At 63.8% G+C, this 15282-nt stretch carries 16 protein-coding genes; 9 read left to right on the top strand and 7 right to left on the bottom strand.

The window, feature by feature from the left end; translation table 11 throughout:
* The first annotated feature begins 199 nt into the window (after window positions 1-199).
* The 4 genes from mfd (at window position 200) to CDE01S_RS11680 (ending at window position 6098) form a co-directional block, all read left to right on the top strand.
* The gene (gene mfd, locus CDE01S_RS11695) at window positions 200-3709 is read left to right on the top strand and encodes a transcription-repair coupling factor (protein ID WP_066707478.1); all 3510 of its coding nucleotides are present in this window, start codon (window positions 200-202) and stop codon (window positions 3707-3709) included.
* Window positions 3710-3835: 126 nt separating this feature from the next.
* Window positions 3836-4336: a DUF4405 domain-containing protein gene (locus CDE01S_RS11690; RefSeq protein WP_066707475.1), complete on the top strand. Its 501-nt coding sequence runs from the start codon at window positions 3836-3838 to the stop codon at window positions 4334-4336.
* A gap of 12 nt (window positions 4337-4348) precedes the next feature.
* Window positions 4349-5074 carry a phosphoserine phosphatase SerB gene (gene serB / locus CDE01S_RS11685; RefSeq protein WP_066707472.1) on the top strand — a complete coding sequence of 242 codons (726 nt, stop codon included), beginning with the start codon at window positions 4349-4351 and terminating at the stop codon, window positions 5072-5074.
* 211 nt (window positions 5075-5285) lie between these two features.
* Window positions 5286-6098, top strand: coding sequence for a phosphate/phosphite/phosphonate ABC transporter substrate-binding protein (locus tag CDE01S_RS11680; RefSeq protein ID WP_066707470.1), 813 nt, complete (start codon window positions 5286-5288; stop codon window positions 6096-6098).
* Window positions 6099-6101: 3 nt separating this feature from the next.
* Here the strand turns inward: CDE01S_RS11680 and CDE01S_RS11675 are convergent, their stop codons facing one another.
* Window positions 6102-7691 (bottom strand): alkaline phosphatase D family protein, encoded by a 1590-nt coding sequence (locus tag CDE01S_RS11675; RefSeq protein WP_066707467.1) that lies wholly within the window; start codon window positions 7689-7691, stop codon window positions 6102-6104.
* A gap of 125 nt (window positions 7692-7816) precedes the next feature.
* Here CDE01S_RS11675 and CDE01S_RS11670 point away from each other — a divergent pair, with 125 nt between their 5' ends.
* Both CDE01S_RS11670 and CDE01S_RS11665 read left to right on the top strand, forming a co-directional pair.
* The gene (locus tag CDE01S_RS11670) at window positions 7817-8020 is read left to right on the top strand and encodes a hypothetical protein (RefSeq protein ID WP_066707464.1); all 204 of its coding nucleotides are present in this window, start codon (window positions 7817-7819) and stop codon (window positions 8018-8020) included.
* Between the two features lie 13 nt (window positions 8021-8033).
* Window positions 8034-8306 carry a hypothetical protein gene (locus CDE01S_RS11665; RefSeq protein WP_066707462.1) on the top strand — a complete coding sequence of 91 codons (273 nt, stop codon included), beginning with the start codon at window positions 8034-8036 and terminating at the stop codon, window positions 8304-8306.
* 23 nt (window positions 8307-8329) lie between these two features.
* On the opposite strand, the gene rlmB is transcribed toward CDE01S_RS11665, so the two are convergent.
* Both rlmB and CDE01S_RS11655 read right to left on the bottom strand, forming a co-directional pair.
* Window positions 8330-9064: a 23S rRNA (guanosine(2251)-2'-O)-methyltransferase RlmB gene (rlmB, locus tag CDE01S_RS11660; RefSeq protein WP_066707452.1), complete on the bottom strand. Its 735-nt coding sequence runs from the start codon at window positions 9062-9064 to the stop codon at window positions 8330-8332.
* A gap of 34 nt (window positions 9065-9098) precedes the next feature.
* The gene (locus tag CDE01S_RS11655) at window positions 9099-9779 is read right to left on the bottom strand and encodes an ABC transporter ATP-binding protein (protein ID WP_066707450.1); all 681 of its coding nucleotides are present in this window, start codon (window positions 9777-9779) and stop codon (window positions 9099-9101) included.
* On the opposite strand from CDE01S_RS11655, the gene CDE01S_RS11650 reads away from it, so the two are divergent.
* The 3 genes from CDE01S_RS11650 to CDE01S_RS11640 are packed head-to-tail and all read left to right on the top strand — an operon-like array spanning window position 9778 to window position 12001.
* Window positions 9778-10422 (top strand): arylesterase, encoded by a 645-nt coding sequence (locus tag CDE01S_RS11650; protein WP_066707448.1) that lies wholly within the window; start codon window positions 9778-9780, stop codon window positions 10420-10422. The two genes, CDE01S_RS11655 and CDE01S_RS11650, sit on opposite strands and share 2 nt — an antisense overlap.
* Entirely contained in the window at window positions 10419-11495 is a 1077-nt protein-coding gene (gene mnmH / locus CDE01S_RS11645) for a tRNA 2-selenouridine(34) synthase MnmH (protein WP_066707446.1), read from the top strand. Before CDE01S_RS11650 ends, mnmH begins: the two co-directional genes overlap by 4 nt.
* Window positions 11492-12001 (top strand): DUF1993 domain-containing protein, encoded by a 510-nt coding sequence (locus CDE01S_RS11640; protein ID WP_066707444.1) that lies wholly within the window; start codon window positions 11492-11494, stop codon window positions 11999-12001. Before mnmH ends, CDE01S_RS11640 begins: the two co-directional genes overlap by 4 nt.
* Before the next feature lie 139 nt (window positions 12002-12140).
* On the opposite strand, the gene CDE01S_RS18200 is transcribed toward CDE01S_RS11640, so the two are convergent.
* The 4 genes from CDE01S_RS18200 to CDE01S_RS11620 all read right to left on the bottom strand — a co-directional run bounded on the left by CDE01S_RS18200 (window position 12141) and on the right by CDE01S_RS11620 (window position 15246).
* On the bottom strand, window positions 12141-12329 hold the full coding sequence (locus CDE01S_RS18200; protein ID WP_084382857.1) for a hypothetical protein: 189 nt from the start codon (window positions 12327-12329) through the stop codon (window positions 12141-12143).
* 62 nt (window positions 12330-12391) lie between these two features.
* Window positions 12392-13018 carry a hypothetical protein gene (locus tag CDE01S_RS11630; RefSeq protein ID WP_066707440.1) on the bottom strand — a complete coding sequence of 209 codons (627 nt, stop codon included), beginning with the start codon at window positions 13016-13018 and terminating at the stop codon, window positions 12392-12394.
* A 127-nt stretch (window positions 13019-13145) separates the two neighbouring features.
* Window positions 13146-13970 (bottom strand): DUF2189 domain-containing protein, encoded by an 825-nt coding sequence (locus tag CDE01S_RS11625; protein WP_066707438.1) that lies wholly within the window; start codon window positions 13968-13970, stop codon window positions 13146-13148.
* Between the two features lie 70 nt (window positions 13971-14040).
* Window positions 14041-15246, bottom strand: a complete 1206-nt coding sequence (locus tag CDE01S_RS11620; RefSeq protein ID WP_066707435.1) for a PLP-dependent transferase — start codon at window positions 15244-15246, stop codon at window positions 14041-14043.
* Window positions 15247-15282: the final 36 nt, after the last annotated feature.

The following is a 15282-nucleotide window of genomic DNA, read 5'->3' as shown; positions in this document are numbered from 1 at the left end:
AATCCTGCTCCGTCATTGTCCGCCTGGGCCAATGTCTTTATAGCGCTTTATCGCAGTCTGCCATTTTTATCATTTTATCTTTGGATCAAGCCCGGAGAACAACCGAACTGCCGAGCAAGCTCCAAGTAAAATCTTGCCAGATCGTCTTTCAACACCCCCCGCTCCATGCACCGGGGGGTGTTTTCTATTTGTATCCCTGATGGACCTGCCCAAACTCCAGACCGGCAAACGCTTTACCCTGACCCGCCCGGCAGGCTCGGCCGACGCCTTGCTGCTGGCCTCGCTGGGACGACGCGAAAAAACCGCCGGCAGGCTCATGGCCCTTGTCACGGCCGACGCCACCGACGCGCAGCGCCTGATTGAGGAAATCGCCTTCTTCGCACCCGATCTGCGTTGTGCGCTGTTTCCGGACTGGGAAACCCTGCCCTACGATACCTTTTCGCCACATCAGGACCTGATCAGCGAACGCCTGGCCACGCTCTGGCGCCTGTACAACCACGGCAAACGCTCCGGTGACAGCCACGAGACGGCGGACGTGGTCGTCATCCCGGCCACCACCGCGCTGTACCGGCTGGCGCCGCCGAGCTTTCTGGCCGCCTACACCTTCGAGTTCAAGGTCAAGCAGACACTCGATGAAGCGCAGCTCAAGGCCCAGCTGACGCTGGCAGGCTACAACCATGTGACCCAGGTGGTCAGCCCCGGCGAATACGCGGTGCGCGGCGGCCTGATCGACCTCTTTCCCATGGGCTCAGCCGTGCCTTACCGGGTAGACCTGTTCGACAACGAGGTCGACTCCATCCGCACCTTCGACCCTGACAGCCAGCGCAGCCTCTACCCGGTGCCGGAAGTGCGCCTGCTGCCCGGACGCGAATTCCCGATGGACGACGCCGCGCGCAAGCTGTTTCGCCAGCGTTGGCGCGAGCTGCTCGAAGGCGACCCGACCAAGAGCCGCATCTACAAGGACATCGGCAACGGCGTGGCCTCTGCCGGCATCGAGTACTACCTGCCGCTGTTCTTCGAACAGACGGCCACGGTGTTCGACTACCTGGGTGCGGACGCCACCGTGGTGTTGCATGGCGATCTGGAACCGGCCTTCCAGCGTTTCTCGCAGGATGCCAAGGAGCGCTTTCGCCTGGCCCAGGGCGACCCGGACCGCCCTGCCCTGCCGCCCGAAACCCTGTTCCTCAATGCCGAGCAGTTCTACGCCCAGGCCAACAGCCATGCCCAGTTGGCCTTGCGCACCGGCGAACAGCCCGACGGCGAGGGTCACGCCTGGGACGCGACCTTCCAGAAACTGGAGGAACTGGCGGTGGTGCGCGGCGCCGAAGACCCCTTGGCCCGCCTGAAAGCGCACATCCGCAACACGCAGCACCGCGTGCTGCTGCTGGCTGAAAGCGACGGCCGGCGCGAAAGCCTGCTCGACTTCCTGCGCGCCAGCAGCCTGATTCCGCCAGCCTTCGATTCACTGCAGGAATTCCTGGCCAGCGAGGAAAAGGTCGGCATCGCCACCGCGGCCCTGACCAGCGGCTTTGGCTGGCTCGATGAAGGGCTGGACTTCATCACCGAGACCGAGCTGTTCGCCGCCGGCCCCACCACGCGCCGGCGCAAGAAGCAGGAACAGGTCAGCGACGTCGAGGCGCTGATCAAGGACCTGTCCGAACTCAATGTGGGCGACCCGGTGGTGCATTCTGCGCACGGCATCGGCCGCTACCGTGGCCTGGTCAACATGAGCGTGGGCCAATTGCAGGACGATGGCACACCCGAGATGCAGGAGTTCCTGCACCTCGAATACGCCGACAAGGCCGTGCTCTACGTGCCGGTCAGCCAGCTGCAGTTGATCAGCCGCTACACCGGCGTCAGCGCCGACGAGGCGCCGCTGCACCGGCTGGGCTCCGGCCAGTGGGAAAAGGCCAAGCGCCGCGCGGCCGAGCAGATCCGCGACGCCGCAGCCGAGCTGCTCAACATCTACGCCCGCCGTGCCGCGCGCGAAGGCCACCCGTTCCGCTTCTCGGCCAAGGACTACGAGGTGTTCGCCAACGATTTCGGCTTCGAAGAAACAGCCGATCAGCGCGCCGCCATCCACGCGGTGATCCAGGACATGATTTCGCCGCGCCCGATGGACCGGCTCGTATGCGGCGACGTCGGCTTCGGCAAGACCGAGGTGGCGCTGCGCGCCGCCTTCATCGCCGTCACCGGCGGGCGGCAGGTGGCCTTCCTGGCGCCGACCACGCTGCTGGCTGAACAGCACTACCAGACGCTGGCAGACCGCTTCAGCAAATGGCCGGTGAAGGTGGCGGAGATGAGCCGTTTTCGTTCGGCCAAGGAAATCACGGCCGCCATGAAGGGCATCGCCGACGGCACCATCGACATCGTCGTCGGCACCCACAAGCTGCTGAGCCCCGACACGCATTTCAAGAACCTGGGCCTGCTCATCATCGACGAGGAGCACCGCTTTGGCGTGCGTCACAAGGAAGCCATGAAGGCACTGCGCGCCGAGGTGGATGTGCTGACGCTAACCGCCACCCCCATCCCGCGCACGCTGGGCATGGCACTGGAGGGGCTGCGCGACCTGAGTGTGATCGCGACCGCACCGCAGCGGCGCCTGGCCATCAAGACCTTTGTGCGGACCGAAGGCAATGGCGTCATCCGCGAGGCCGTGCTGCGCGAATTGAAGCGCGGCGGCCAGGTCTACTTCCTGCACAACGAGGTGGAAACGATCGAAAACCGCCGCGCCAAGCTGGAAGAATTGCTGCCGGAAGCACGCATTGCCGTGGCACACGGCCAGATGCCCGAGCGCCAGCTGGAGGCCGTGATGCGCGACTTCGTGGCCCAGCGCTACAACCTGCTGCTGTGCTCCACCATCATTGAGACCGGCATCGACGTGCCGACAGCCAACACCATCGTCATGAGCCGTGCCGACAAGTTCGGCCTGGCACAGCTGCACCAGCTGCGCGGTCGTGTCGGCCGCAGCCACCACCAGGCCTATGCCTACCTGATGGTGCCCGACAAGGATGGCCTGACCAAGCAGGCGGCGCAGCGACTGGACGCGATCCAGCAGATGGAGGAACTCGGCTCCGGCTTCTACCTCGCCATGCACGACCTGGAAATCCGCGGCGCTGGCGAGGTGCTGGGCGAAAACCAGAGCGGCAACATGCTGGAAGTGGGATTCCAGCTCTACAACGAGATGCTGAGCGAGGCCGTGCGCAGCCTGAAGGACGGCAAGGAGCCCGATTTGCTGGCGCCGATGAGCGCCACCACCGACATCAACCTGCATGCGCCGGCCCTGCTGCCCGACGACTACTGCGGCGACGTGCACATGCGCCTGAGTTTCTACAAGAAGCTGGCCACCGCCAAGACCACCGAGCAGATTGATGCCCTGATGGAGGAAATCGTCGACCGTTTCGGCAAACTGCCTGCCCAGACGCAGACGCTAATCGACGTGCACCGCCTGCGCGTGATTGCCAAGCCCTATGGCGTGGTCAAGGTCGATGCCGCACCGCACCTGATCACCATCACCTTCCGGAAGGATGCGCCAATCGACGGCATGCGCGTGATCGAACTGATCCAGAAGAACCGCCACATCAAACTGGCCGGCAACGAAAAGCTGCGCATCGAGCGCGAGCTGCCCGACCCGAAATCACGTGCGCACCTGGTGCGCGACGTGCTGCGATCCCTGGGCCAGCCGCTCGCGGACAAACAAGCAGCCTGAGTTTGCGCCAGATCAAGCCCCATGCCCCCAGCGCATCTGCTTTACCCACCGTTCATGCAAACCATGGTTTTCTTCAACTGCCTTCGAGACACTAAGACGGCTATCAACCCTTGAAGGACACCACTCATGAACCTCAACCCGCATCGCCCCTGGATCACGCCGCTCGTCATCGGCGCCTTCCTGCTGTCCGCTGTCACCGGCGTGCTGATGTTCTTCCATCTCGACACCGGACTGAACAAGCTTGCCCACGAATGGCTGAGCTGGGCCATGCTGGCTGGCGTGTGCCTGCATGTCTTGCTCAACCTGACAGCGTTCAAACGTTATTTCCTCACGGCCACCGGCCGCTGGGTCATTCTGGCTTTCGTGGCCCTGCTGGTCCTGAGCTTTATCCCGGCCACCAAGACGTCCAAACCGCCGTTCGTCGGCCCTGTGCAGGCACTGGCGCGCGCGCCCTTGCCGGTGCTGGCCCAGGTAGCCGGCATCAGCACCGAAGAACTGCACAGCAAGCTCTCGGCCGCCGGGTTCACCACCTCCAGCGACCAGCAGTCCCTGCAGGATCTTGTGGGTAGCGACACACGTCGTCAAATGCAGATCCTCAACCGACTCATCCCTCCCAACCAACCCTGACTTATTACCACCATGACCCCTGCCACCGAATTCGCTTCCGGCCTCACGGTCCGGGGCTTCACGCCTCCGCTGAAGCTCCAGGACTTCAAGCTGATCGCCTTCGACATGGACTCCACTCTCATCAACATCGAATGTGTGGATGAAATTGCCGATACCGTCGGCCGCAAGACCGAAGTGGCGGCCATCACCGAAGCCGCCATGCGCGGCGAGATAAGCGACTTCAAGGAAAGCCTGCGCCGCCGTGTTGCCTTGCTCAAGGGTGTGACGGTGGCCGACATGGAGTCGGTGTACCGCGAGCGTCTGCAGCTCAACCCCGGCGCAGCCGAGCTGATTGCTGCCTGCAAGGCCGTCGGCATGAAGGTGCTGCTGGTCAGCGGCGGCTTCACCTTTTTCACCGACCGCGTGCGCGACCGGTTGGGCATCGATTTCACCCGCTCCAACGTCCTGGAGATCGAGAGCGGCCCGAACTGCGGCATGCTGACCGGCCGCCTGGTCGACCAGTCCTGGGGCGACATCTGCGACGGCGCTGAAAAGCGCCGCATGCTGCTGCAGACCTGCGAGCAGATGGGCATCAGCCCGCAGCAGGCCATTGCCATGGGCGATGGCGCGAACGACCTGCCCATGATGGGCGAAGCCGGCCTCTCGGTGGCCTACCATGCCAAACCCAAGGTGCGCGAACAGGCCATGGTTGCCATCAACAGCGGCGGTCTCGACCGCCTGCTCGAGATCCTGAGGTAAGACGGGCGCCCTGCCATGTGCGGGCGGCGGCTCTGGCCTGACCTCCGCCTTCATCGCGCTGGAGGCGCAGGGTCGCATCCGCTTTGCCGAAGCTGGTTACATCTCCGAAGCCCGCATGCGCCTGCGTCTGTGGGGGCCCGGAACTTCTGAAGCTACACTGTCCTGCAAACCATCTTGCGTTTCCAAACCTCTTGATTCTGGGGAGTTCGTGATGAAGTTGTTTGCGCGTATCGTTGCAGCAGTTCTGGCCTGTGGCGCTTTGATTTCAGCCCAGGCCCTGGTCATTGGGGTTACGGAGGGCGTGACCTATCGCGCCACCGACAACGAAATCGAAGCCCGCTTTGACGCCATTGCCAAGGTACTGGGTACTGCGACCCGTCAGCCCGTCAAGGTGCAGGTCATCAGCAGCTACAACGGTCTGCGCGACGCCCTGAAGAAAGGTCAGCTGGACCTGGCGTTCATCCACCCCTCCCACATCGCCTTCGAAGCCATCAAGGGCAACGGCTTCAAGGCCGTGGCCTGGACCAGCGGCTATACCGAGTACAAGGTTTCCCTGCTGTGCAAGGAGCCGCAGCCGATCCAGGACTGGGCCATGGTGAGCGGCAAGGCTTTCGTCACACCGGATCCAGACTCCATCACGGCCGTCATGACGCGCGCCATGCTGGCCGAGCACAGGCTGAAACCAAGCGACGTGAAACTGCAGACCACGCGCTACCAGGATGCCGTGCCCTTCTATGTCGAAAACGGCTTTGCGGCCTATGGCGCCACCGCCTCCGGCAGCGTGATCAAGGCATGGAAAGACAAAGGGGGCAAGACCTGCGCCGAATCGCGCCCCATGCCCATCAAGCAGTGGATTGCCTCCCCCCGACTCGACCCCTCTGTTGCCAATGTGCTGCGTGATGCCCTGCTGGGGCTTGACCAGACCGAGCCTGGCCGCCGGGCCCTGGCCGCCTCGGGCTACAAAGGCTTTGTCGCGCCGTCCGACGAGCAGGAAAAAAAGCTCATCCTCTGGCTCGGTCTCTGAGCCCTAAGCACGCTCGATCACCGGGCGCCCGGACGCCACGGCAAAACGCGCAAGGGTTTTGACGCCTGAGGCCGGGTTGGTTACATCCTCCACGGCGCGCAGTGTGGTGCTGAGTTGGGCCGGTGTGAATTCCACCACGCCGTAGCCGCGGTACTGCGCATCGGCAAAAACGAAATGCGGATTCTCAGCCAGGCGTTCGGCCACCTGGGCCACGCCGCCCGCGCGCGAAGTAATGCTGGTGCCGCAGAACTCCACACCCACACTCGGACTGGCGGCGTCGGCGTAGTCCGCCTTGATGTGGCCGACCCAGTTCTCGTGCACATCACCGCCCAACACCACCGGGTTGGCCACATGCTTGTGGCGTAACGTATCGGTCAAGCGGGTACGGGCAGCCGCATAACCGTCCCAGCCATCGTTCCACAGGCGTTGTCCCGGCCCAGGACGTGCGTCGCGCATGCCCAACAGCGTCTGCTGCCCGATCACGTTCCAGCGGCCGCCGGAACGGGCCAGTGCGTCATTGAGCCACAGCTCTTGTTCACGCCCCAGGTAGCTGCGCTGCGGATCGCCCCAGTCGGCGCAGTGCGCCGGATCGACCAGGCTGCCGCCTGGTTTGCCGTCTTTCAGGCAGGGCTGGCGATCGCGGTACTGCCGTGCGTCGAGCAAATAAAGGGAGGCCAGCCGGCCAAACGGCACCTGCCGGTAGATGCGCATCTCAGCCCCTCTCGCCAGCCCGGCCAGCGCCTGCGTCAGCACCGAAGCCCTGAGCGGCATGTGCTCGTAATAGGCCTGGTAGGCCGCTGCACGGCGGGCCGCGAAGTCCGGCACCGTACCCATGCCGAGAACACCATTGCCCTCTTGCAGGCCCGCGTAATCGTTCTGCACCTCATGATCATCCCAGGTCACGAGCCAAGGACATACCGCATGCATGGCCTGCAGATTGGCGTCGCTCTTGTGCAAGGCATAACGCTGGCGGTAGTCATCCAGCGTCAGCACCCAGCCTCCTGTCACGGAACGCACGGCATTGACAGCCCCCGGGTACTCGTAGATGTAGTCGCCCAGGAACAGCACGGCGTCCAGGTCCTCGGCGCGCATGTGGTGCCAAGCGCTGTAGAAACCATGCTCCCAGCGTTGGCAGGAGGCATAACCCAGCCGCAGCCGGCCGGGGTTGGCGTCAGGGGCCGGGAAAGTTCGTGTCCGGCCTGTGGGGCTGACGGCATCACCGGCCATGAACCGGTAGAAATACCAGCGGTCCGGCGCCAGCCCCGTGACTTCGGCGTGTACCGCATGGGCCAGCTCCGGCAGTGCCTGCACCTGGCCACTGCGGGCCAGCCGGCTGAAACCCTCGTCATGCGCCACTTCCCAGCGCAGCGTGACCGGGCCATGCAAGGGTTCACCCGGCAACAGGCGCGTCCACAGCACCACCGAATCGTGCGCCGGCGAACCGCTGGCCACGCCCAGCGCAAAGGGATCGCGCGGCCAGCGCGGCTGGCTCCAGGCGCTACGGGGTAGCCACAAGGTGCCGGCCGCGGCAGCCGCCAGCTTGAGCAGTTTGCGACGGTCGGGGGCGGTAGCGCGAGACTGGGTAGGCAACATTGAGCTCAGAAAACGGCGGTATCGGCTCATCATGCCACTGGATCCGGTTACAAAGCCACCATTGACAGGGCCGCTCCGCCGCCCTAGAGTCAAAAGCAACATCGTTGGAGTTTCAGGAGTCCCGCATGGCCGTTTCCTCCGCCACCCAAGCCATCAGCACCCCGCCGCCGCCCAAGGCGCGTCAGGCTGAGGAGGTCCGCGCACAGGAATACCGTGCCGAGCAGCAGAAAGCGGCCGAGCGGGCACAGGAGGAAGCTCGGCGCAACGCACAACCGGTGGTGAACACCCAAGGCCAGACCACGGGCCGCATCATCAACACCACGGCGTGAATCGGGAGTTTCCGTGTTTGGCCTTGCCCCCACCTCCAGCGGCCTGCCCAGTGCGCAGCTGAGCCTGTACCAGGCCAAACTGCAGCAGGCGCGGCGCGAGGCGGCACAGGCTCAGGCTCAGGTGCAATCGCTGGAAGCGCAAACCGAAAGCGCGCGCCAGCAAGCGGCTCAGGCGCAGAACGAGGTTCGCAGTCTCGAAGGCAAGGGGGCGCCGCGCAGCGACACCCAAACCACGCTGAACAGCCAGGGCGAAACCACCGGCCGCCTGCTCAACACGCAGGCCTGACGCGCCGGTATCCTTCGCGGGTCTCAGCCGCGCTGGCGCAGCGCCTCGTACAGGCACACGCCGCTGGCCACCGACACATTCAGGCTCTCCACACCACCCTTCATCGGAATGCTGATCAGCTCATCGCAGGTCTTGCGCGTGAGTTGCCGCATGCCCTGCCCTTCGGCGCCCAGCACCAGCGCCACCGGCCCCTTCAGGTCCACCTGGTACAGGGTCTTGGGTGCATCGTCACTGGTACCGATGCACCAGATGTTGCGCTCCTTGAGTTCGTTCAGGGTCCGCGCCAGGTTGGTCACCATGAAGTACGGCACGGTCTCAGCCGCACCACTGGCCACCTTGGCCACTGTGGCATTGATGCCCACCGCATGGTCCTTGGGGGCGATCACGGCATGGGCCCCGGCGCCGTCGGCCACCCGCAGGCAGGCACCCAGGTTGTGCGGATCGGTCACACCGTCGAGCACCAGCAACAGCGGCGGCTCGGTCAGGCTGTCCAGCAGGTCATCCAGCGAATGGACCTGGGCCACCGGCTCCACCCGTGCAGCCACCCCCTGGTGGCCATGGCTGCCGGCCAGCTTGGCCAGACGCAGGCCATCCGCCTCGATCAGGCGTACCCCGGCTTCCTGGGCTTTCTCGAGGAACTGACGCATGCGCGCATCGCGCCGCGTCGTCTCGTAATAGATTTCGATGATGGATTTCGGTGCCGTCTTCAGACGGACACCCACGGCGTGGAAGCCGAACAGGACTTTGGGCGAGGACATGGGGATGGATTATCCCCCTTGTCCTGCGGTGTCCTTATGCCGCGTCTGCGGCCATGCGTCCGGCCTCGATGGTGATGCGCCGCTCGCAACGCCGCGCAATGCCGGCGTCATGCGTCACCAGCAGCAGCGTGGTGCCCTGCTCGCGGTTGAGTTCGAACATCAACTCCATCACTTTCTCCCCGGTGGCAAAGTCCAGGCTGCCAGTCGGCTCATCAGCCAGCAGAACCGCCGGCTGCACGACAAAAGCGCGAGCCAGCGCGACGCGCTGCTGCTCGCCACCGGACAGCACCTTGGGGTAATGGCCCAGGCGCTGCGCCAGCCCGACACGGGCCAGCATGTCGGCCGCCGCCTGGCGCGCATCGCGGCGACCGGCCAACTCCAGTGGCAACATCACGTTCTCCAGTGCGGTCAGATGACCCAGAAGCTGGAAGCTCTGGAACACGAAACCCAGCTTGTGCGCCCGCAGCGCGGCACGCGCGTCCTCATCCAGCGCGAACAGGTCCTGACCGGCCAGGCGCACCGTGCCGCGCGACGGCGTGTCCAGCCCGGCAATGATGGACAGCAGCGTGCTCTTGCCCGAGCCGGAGGCGCCGACAATGGCCACCGTCTGCTGTGCCGGCACGCGGAAGTCGATATCGCGCAAAATGTCGAGGGTGCCGGTGGAGTCGGTGACCGACTTGTACACATGCTCCACGGAGATGATGGATTCAGACATGAGGCTTTCTTTGTTTCGACGCTACTTTATCGCGATCGGCCTGCTGGCCGCTGCTACAGGGTTTTGCCAGGCGGCGGAACCCACCTCACGCACCGTGCTGGTGCTGGGTGACTCACTCAGTGCCGAATATGGCCTCAAGCGCGGCAGCGGCTGGGTGGCCCAGATGGAACAGCGGCTGACACGCGAGAAGAAGCCGTTCACTGTCGTCAATGCCAGCATCAGCGGCGACACCACCTTTGGCGGCCGATCTCGCCTGCCGGCCCTGCTGGCACAGCACCGTCCCGGCATCGTGGTGATCGAACTCGGCGGCAATGATGCCTTGCGCGGTCTGGCTCTGGCCAATACCGAGGACAATCTGGCTTGGATGACACAGGCGGCACAGAAAGCTGGCGCCCGGGTACTGCTGCTGGGCATGCAGATGCCGCCCAACTACGGCCAGGATTACGCCAACCGCTTTTCTGCGCTGTACCGCAACGTGGCTCGCACGCACAAGGCGCTGCTGGTGCCTTTCCTGCTCAAGGGCGTGGGAGATGTACCGGATGCCGCGCGGCTGTTCCAGGCGGACCGCATCCACCCGAACGAGCAAGCGCAACCCATCCTGCTGGACAACGTCTGGCCGGAACTGAAGAAACTGATTTCATGAGTTTGACCACCATCTCCGCCGAAGAGGCACTGCGCCGGCTCGACGAGTTCGATACCCTCATCGACGCCCGCAGCGAAGACGAATACGCCGAAGACCATCTGCCGGGCGCCGTCAACTGGCCCACGCTCAACAACGAAGAGCGCAAGCTGGTGGGCACGATGTACAAGCAGGTCAACGCCTTCGAAGCCAGCAAGCGTGGTGCAGCCATGGCAGCGCGCAACATTGCCAATCACATCGAGCGCGAAGTGCTGGACAAGCCCAAAAGCTGGAAACCGCTGGCCTACTGCTGGCGCGGCGGCAAGCGCAGCGGCTCGCTCTCGCTGGTGCTGAGCCAGATCGGCTTTCGCATCACCCTGCTTGAGGGCGGCTACAAGGCCTTCCGCAACGCGCTGCTGGAAGACATTCCGCGCCTGGCGCCGAAATTCGACTGGCGCGTGATCTGCGGCACCACCGGCTCCGGCAAGACACGGCTGCTGCAGGCATTGGAACAGGCCGGTGCCCAGGTGCTGGACCTGGAAGCGCTGGCGAACCACCGTAGCTCCGTCCTGGGTGCCATCCCGGGCGTGCCGCAGCCGTCGCAAAAGCACTTTGACACCCGCATCTGGCATGCGCTGCGCCGGCTTGACCCGGCACGCCCGGTGTTCGTGGAAAGTGAAAGCAAGAAAGTCGGCAATGTGGCGGTGCCGGCGGCCCTGATCGACGCCATGCGCGCCGGCCAATGCCTCAACCTGTTGCTGCCCGATGACCAACGGGTGGCACTGCTGCTGGAAGACTACGACTTCTTCGTGCGCGACCGTGAAGCCTTTTGCGAACGGCTCGATGCGCTGACCCAATTGCGCGGCAAGCAGGTCGTTGAGGGCTGGAAAGCCCAGGTTCGTGCCGGCCAGATTGAACCGGTGGTGCGCGACCTGTTGCTGAATCACTATGACCCGGTGTATTTGCAGTCGATGCAACGCAACTTCAAGCAGTATGCCCAGGCCTTTGCCATCAGCCCACGGGACCGATCGGTGCAAGCGATGCGGGTGCTGGCCGATGAGCTGGCCGTCCAGCAGCAGGCTTTGGTTGCCGCATGAGGCTGTCCTCGGCCAGCCTGCCGGTATTCCGCAAGGCCTTGGGCAATCTGCGGCACATCGTGCAAAAAGGCATCAACGATGCCAAGGCGCGCGGCTACGCCCCGCAGGTTCTGATGCAGGCCCGGTTGGCGCCGGACATGCTGCCTTTCTCACGGCAGGTCACGGTGGCCTGTGATGTGGTCAAGATCTGGGGCCACCGCATGCAGGGCCTGGAACCTCCCAAGTACCCCAATGACGAAACGGCCCTGGAGCAGTTGCAGACCCGCATTGATCAGACCTTGAGCTGGTTATCCACCCTGCCGCCAGACGGACTGGATGGCATGGCGGATCAGGACATCACCATGCCAGCCGGTCTTGGCCAAACCAGGACGTTATGCGGCGAGGACTATCTGCAGCAGTGGGCCTTGCCCAATCTGTTTTTTCACATCACCACGGCATATGCCATCTTGAGGCACAACGGTGTTCCGCTGAACAAGCACGACTACCTGTATGGACCGGACGACTGACCGTGTTGTGCTCCTGATGCGGCACCATCAGAATGCGCAGTGCGCGAATGTCGTGTCGGGATTGTTTGAAAGCTGCCCGCGGCCCAGCAGCGGGCGGACTTGACAGCCCTTGGCCACAGGCATGGCCAAGGCCGGTGCGTCAGGGTTGCGCGGGCTGGTCCGGCGACGGCGTATCTGGCTCGGACAGCTGGCCATCGGACTGCTCCGCACCATCCTCAGAACCGCCGCCCAGCTTGCGCTCGGCCTTGTTCTTGAGTTTTTCTTCCTTCTTTCGCTTTTTGGCGAGTTCTTTCTGACGCTTTTCGTATCCGTAGTTGGGTGTAGCCAAAGTATGAGTGCCCTCAAGTTAATGGCGAGACTCTAACATTTCACAAACCATCCCGCGTTGTTTCAGCCCTGGACAAACCATCTGATGCCGAAATGGAGGCTCACCACCAGAGATCCCAGCAGCATCAGGCTGCCCATGGCGCGGGGATGTCCTTGAACCCAGGTGTCAAAGCCCATGCGCATCTGATCGAGTCCACGAAGCCAGTTCCGGGTGGAGTACCACCGGTCCGCGGGTTTCTCTATGCCTCCCATCAGGTTCGGAGAAAAAAGCACCAGAAGCATGACGACGATGCCCAATACGCCCCCCGCGACAAGCGACCAGCGTACCGTGTCAGCGACGATCAGCGCCAGCATGGGGTCGCCCGTCTTGTCAGCCCCCATGGCAGACACCAAGCCAGCGGCATTGACTTGCGTGGCCAGGACAAACGTCGAGTACACCGCAAGTGCAATCAGAACGCCCCCCAACTGGCGCGCGAAGCGGTACAGGGCCGTGTCGATGTCGTACGGTACTTCCAGCCACTTCATGTGGCGCCGTACCGATAGCCAGCGATTCCCCTGTTCAAATACCTCACGCATGCGCCCGGGAAAGAAAACCAGCCCAGCCCCCGTCGCCAAGCCGATCAGGCTGAACACGAAGAAAAACCGGACGAAGAACGGAAGCAGAAACTGATCGAAGAGCAAATCACTCATGATGGGACCCCTTCAAAATCGACAGCCTCAGGATGCACCGAAATCGCGCGATAGACAAGCTCAAGATGCAATATCTGCCTTGTCCTCCTTCAATGGAGGCACCATGAAAGTCCGCCGCCCTAGGCCCTCAAGCCTCCCAGCGCACCGCCCCCCGGTAGGCGTGCCAGGTCGCATGTCCGAGCCAAGGTCCCACCAGCAGCAGGCCCAGGCCCCAGGGAATCAGCGCCACAAGCACCAGCCCACTGATCAGTGCCCCCCACAGCAGCAGCACCGGCAGGTTGTTGAAGAAGACCTGCAGGCTGGTGATCGAGGCTGAGATGGCGTCAGTGTCGCGGTCCAGGATCATGGGGATGGACACCACCGACGTGGCGAAAACCAGGCCGGCAAACACGCCGCCCACCACCATGTACACCATCACGAACTCCCAGTTCTCTGGGCTGAAGACGGCCTGCAGCACGCCAGCCGTTGAGGGCATGCCGGTGTTGAAGAAAACGGCAAACACCACCAGGGAGGCCCGTCCCCAGAGCAGTTCCAGAACGATGAGCACCAGCACCAGCATGGCCATGCTGCCGAGGTGCGAGTCCCAGCAGGTCAGGGAATAGACAATGTCGGGCTTCTCGCCCCGCTCACGCCGACGGCTGACGTCGTACAAACCCATGGCCAGGAAGGGGCCGACCAGCAGGCAGCCCGAAGCGATGGACATGGTGTACTCGGGCAGGCGAAAGAAGACCGCCTGCAGCAGCATGGCCATGGCCCAGAAGCAGATTCCGTAGAACAGGGCAATTCCCTTGGCGGCCCACAGGTCCTGAGCGCCACGCGCCAGCCAACGGAACGGCTCCGCAAACCCAAGCACCGCGATCTGGCGCCTGGGCCCTTCGGGCGGCGGCGGCACATAAGGGACGGGATTGACCGGCAGGTCGGCGGCTTCGGGCAAGGAATTGATCTCGGTCATGCCTGTTAGGCTACCCAGCACCCGATGACTTGGCTACTCAGGAAAACACCAACCCGCAGAGGGTTATCGATCAGTCCAAGACGGCCAGCGCCTGCACCAGGTCGGCCTGCAATGCAGTCGCGGCTTCCAGTCCGACCGAAAAACGCACCAGATGACCTGGCGCCAGATGCGCCGGCCAGGCCTGGCGCATGCTGGCCAGCTCGTAAGGCACCACCAGACTCATCGGGCCGCCCCAGCTGTACCCGAGCTTGAACAGGCGCAATGCGTCGCAAAAAGCGTCGACCTGCGCCTGGCTGTATCGGGCATCAAACAGCACGCTGAACAGGCCCGCCGCGCGGCCTGCCTCGTCACCGCACAGTGCCAGCCACTGGGCATGGCCGGGCGAGTCGGGCAGCGCCGGGTGCAGCACTTGGGCGAATTCGGGCCGCGTCTGGCACCAGCGGGCCAGGGCGCGTGCCGTCTGGTCGTGGGCGCAGTAGCGCAGCGGCAGGCTGGGCAATGAGCGCAGCACCGCTTCCACGTCGTTGGCCCCCACGCCCAGGCCGAGCCGCATATGGGTGAGCTTGATGCGGATGTGCAGCGCCTCGTTGCGCGTGATCACGCTGCCCATCAGCACATCACCACCGCCGCTCGGGTATTTGGTCAGGGCGTGGGCGGAGATATCGACCCCCAGGCCATCGCCCAACTCGAACGGGTTGAAGGCCAGGCCGGCGCCCCAGGTGTTGTCCAGCGCCGTCAGCACGCCGGCCCCACCATTCGCATTCCGGCAGACACGCACCTGTTCGCGCAGATCGGGAAACTCCAGCGTGACCGAGCCAGCCGCTTCCAGCCAGACCAGTTTGGTCCTGCGGCTGATGCGGCGCGCCAGGTCCTGCAGGTCCATCGGGTCATAGAACTGATGCGTGATGCCCCAGTCCTTGAGTTCGCCCTCGGCCAGCGCCTTGTTGGGGCCGTAGGCGTTATCGGGAATCAGCAGTTCATCGCCCTGCTTGAGCAGCGCCAGAGCGACATTGGCAATTGCCGCCAAGCCGCTGGGCACCAGCACACATTGCGTACCACCTTCCAGCGCACACAGGCGCTCCTCCAGCAGGTAGGTGGTGGGTGTGCCATGCAGGCCATAGGTGTAGCCGGTCTTGTCTTTCCACTCCCGGCTGCGCATCGCCGCCACGTTGGGAAAGATCACCGTCGACGCCTTGAACACGCCCGGCTGCGGCGCGGCAAAACCTTCTGGCGGCAGGTAGGGATGGTGGATCAGCTCGGTACTTTTGTCGCTCATGTCTTTGTCTTGGAAATAGCCAGACAGAGCTTAAGG

Origin of the sequence: Curvibacter delicatus NBRC 14919 (assembly GCF_001592265.1) — a bacterium.
Classification (GTDB): Bacteria; Pseudomonadota; Gammaproteobacteria; order Burkholderiales; family Burkholderiaceae_C; genus Hylemonella; species Hylemonella delicata.
This window is presented reverse-complemented; position numbering and strand designations above follow the sequence as displayed.

Bases quoted from the DNA above. Each gene is read 5' to 3' on its own strand.
- mfd (WP_066707478.1), top strand. From the start codon at position 200: ATGGACCTGCCCAAACTCCAGACCGGCAAACGCTTTACCCTGACCCGC.
- CDE01S_RS11640 (WP_066707444.1), top strand. From the start codon at position 11,492: ATGAGGCTGTCCTCGGCCAGCCTGCCGGTATTCCGCAAGGCCTTGGGC.
- CDE01S_RS11620 (WP_066707435.1), bottom strand. From the start codon at position 15,246: ATGAGCGACAAAAGTACCGAGCTGATCCACCATCCCTACCTGCCGCCA.
- serB (WP_066707472.1), top strand. From the start codon at position 4,349: ATGACCCCTGCCACCGAATTCGCTTCCGGCCTCACGGTCCGGGGCTTC.
- rlmB (WP_066707452.1), bottom strand. From the start codon at position 9,064: ATGTCCTCGCCCAAAGTCCTGTTCGGCTTCCACGCCGTGGGTGTCCGT.
- CDE01S_RS11680 (WP_066707470.1), top strand. From the start codon at position 5,286: ATGAAGTTGTTTGCGCGTATCGTTGCAGCAGTTCTGGCCTGTGGCGCT.
- CDE01S_RS11690 (WP_066707475.1), top strand. From the start codon at position 3,836: ATGAACCTCAACCCGCATCGCCCCTGGATCACGCCGCTCGTCATCGGC.
- CDE01S_RS11655 (WP_066707450.1), bottom strand. From the start codon at position 9,779: ATGTCTGAATCCATCATCTCCGTGGAGCATGTGTACAAGTCGGTCACC.
- CDE01S_RS11670 (WP_066707464.1), top strand. From the start codon at position 7,817: ATGGCCGTTTCCTCCGCCACCCAAGCCATCAGCACCCCGCCGCCGCCC.
- CDE01S_RS11650 (WP_066707448.1), top strand. From the start codon at position 9,778: ATGAGGCTTTCTTTGTTTCGACGCTACTTTATCGCGATCGGCCTGCTG.
- CDE01S_RS11625 (WP_066707438.1), bottom strand. From the start codon at position 13,970: ATGACCGAGATCAATTCCTTGCCCGAAGCCGCCGACCTGCCGGTCAAT.
- CDE01S_RS11630 (WP_066707440.1), bottom strand. From the start codon at position 13,018: ATGAGTGATTTGCTCTTCGATCAGTTTCTGCTTCCGTTCTTCGTCCGG.
- CDE01S_RS11675 (WP_066707467.1), bottom strand. From the start codon at position 7,691: ATGTTGCCTACCCAGTCTCGCGCTACCGCCCCCGACCGTCGCAAACTG.
- mnmH (WP_066707446.1), top strand. From the start codon at position 10,419: ATGAGTTTGACCACCATCTCCGCCGAAGAGGCACTGCGCCGGCTCGAC.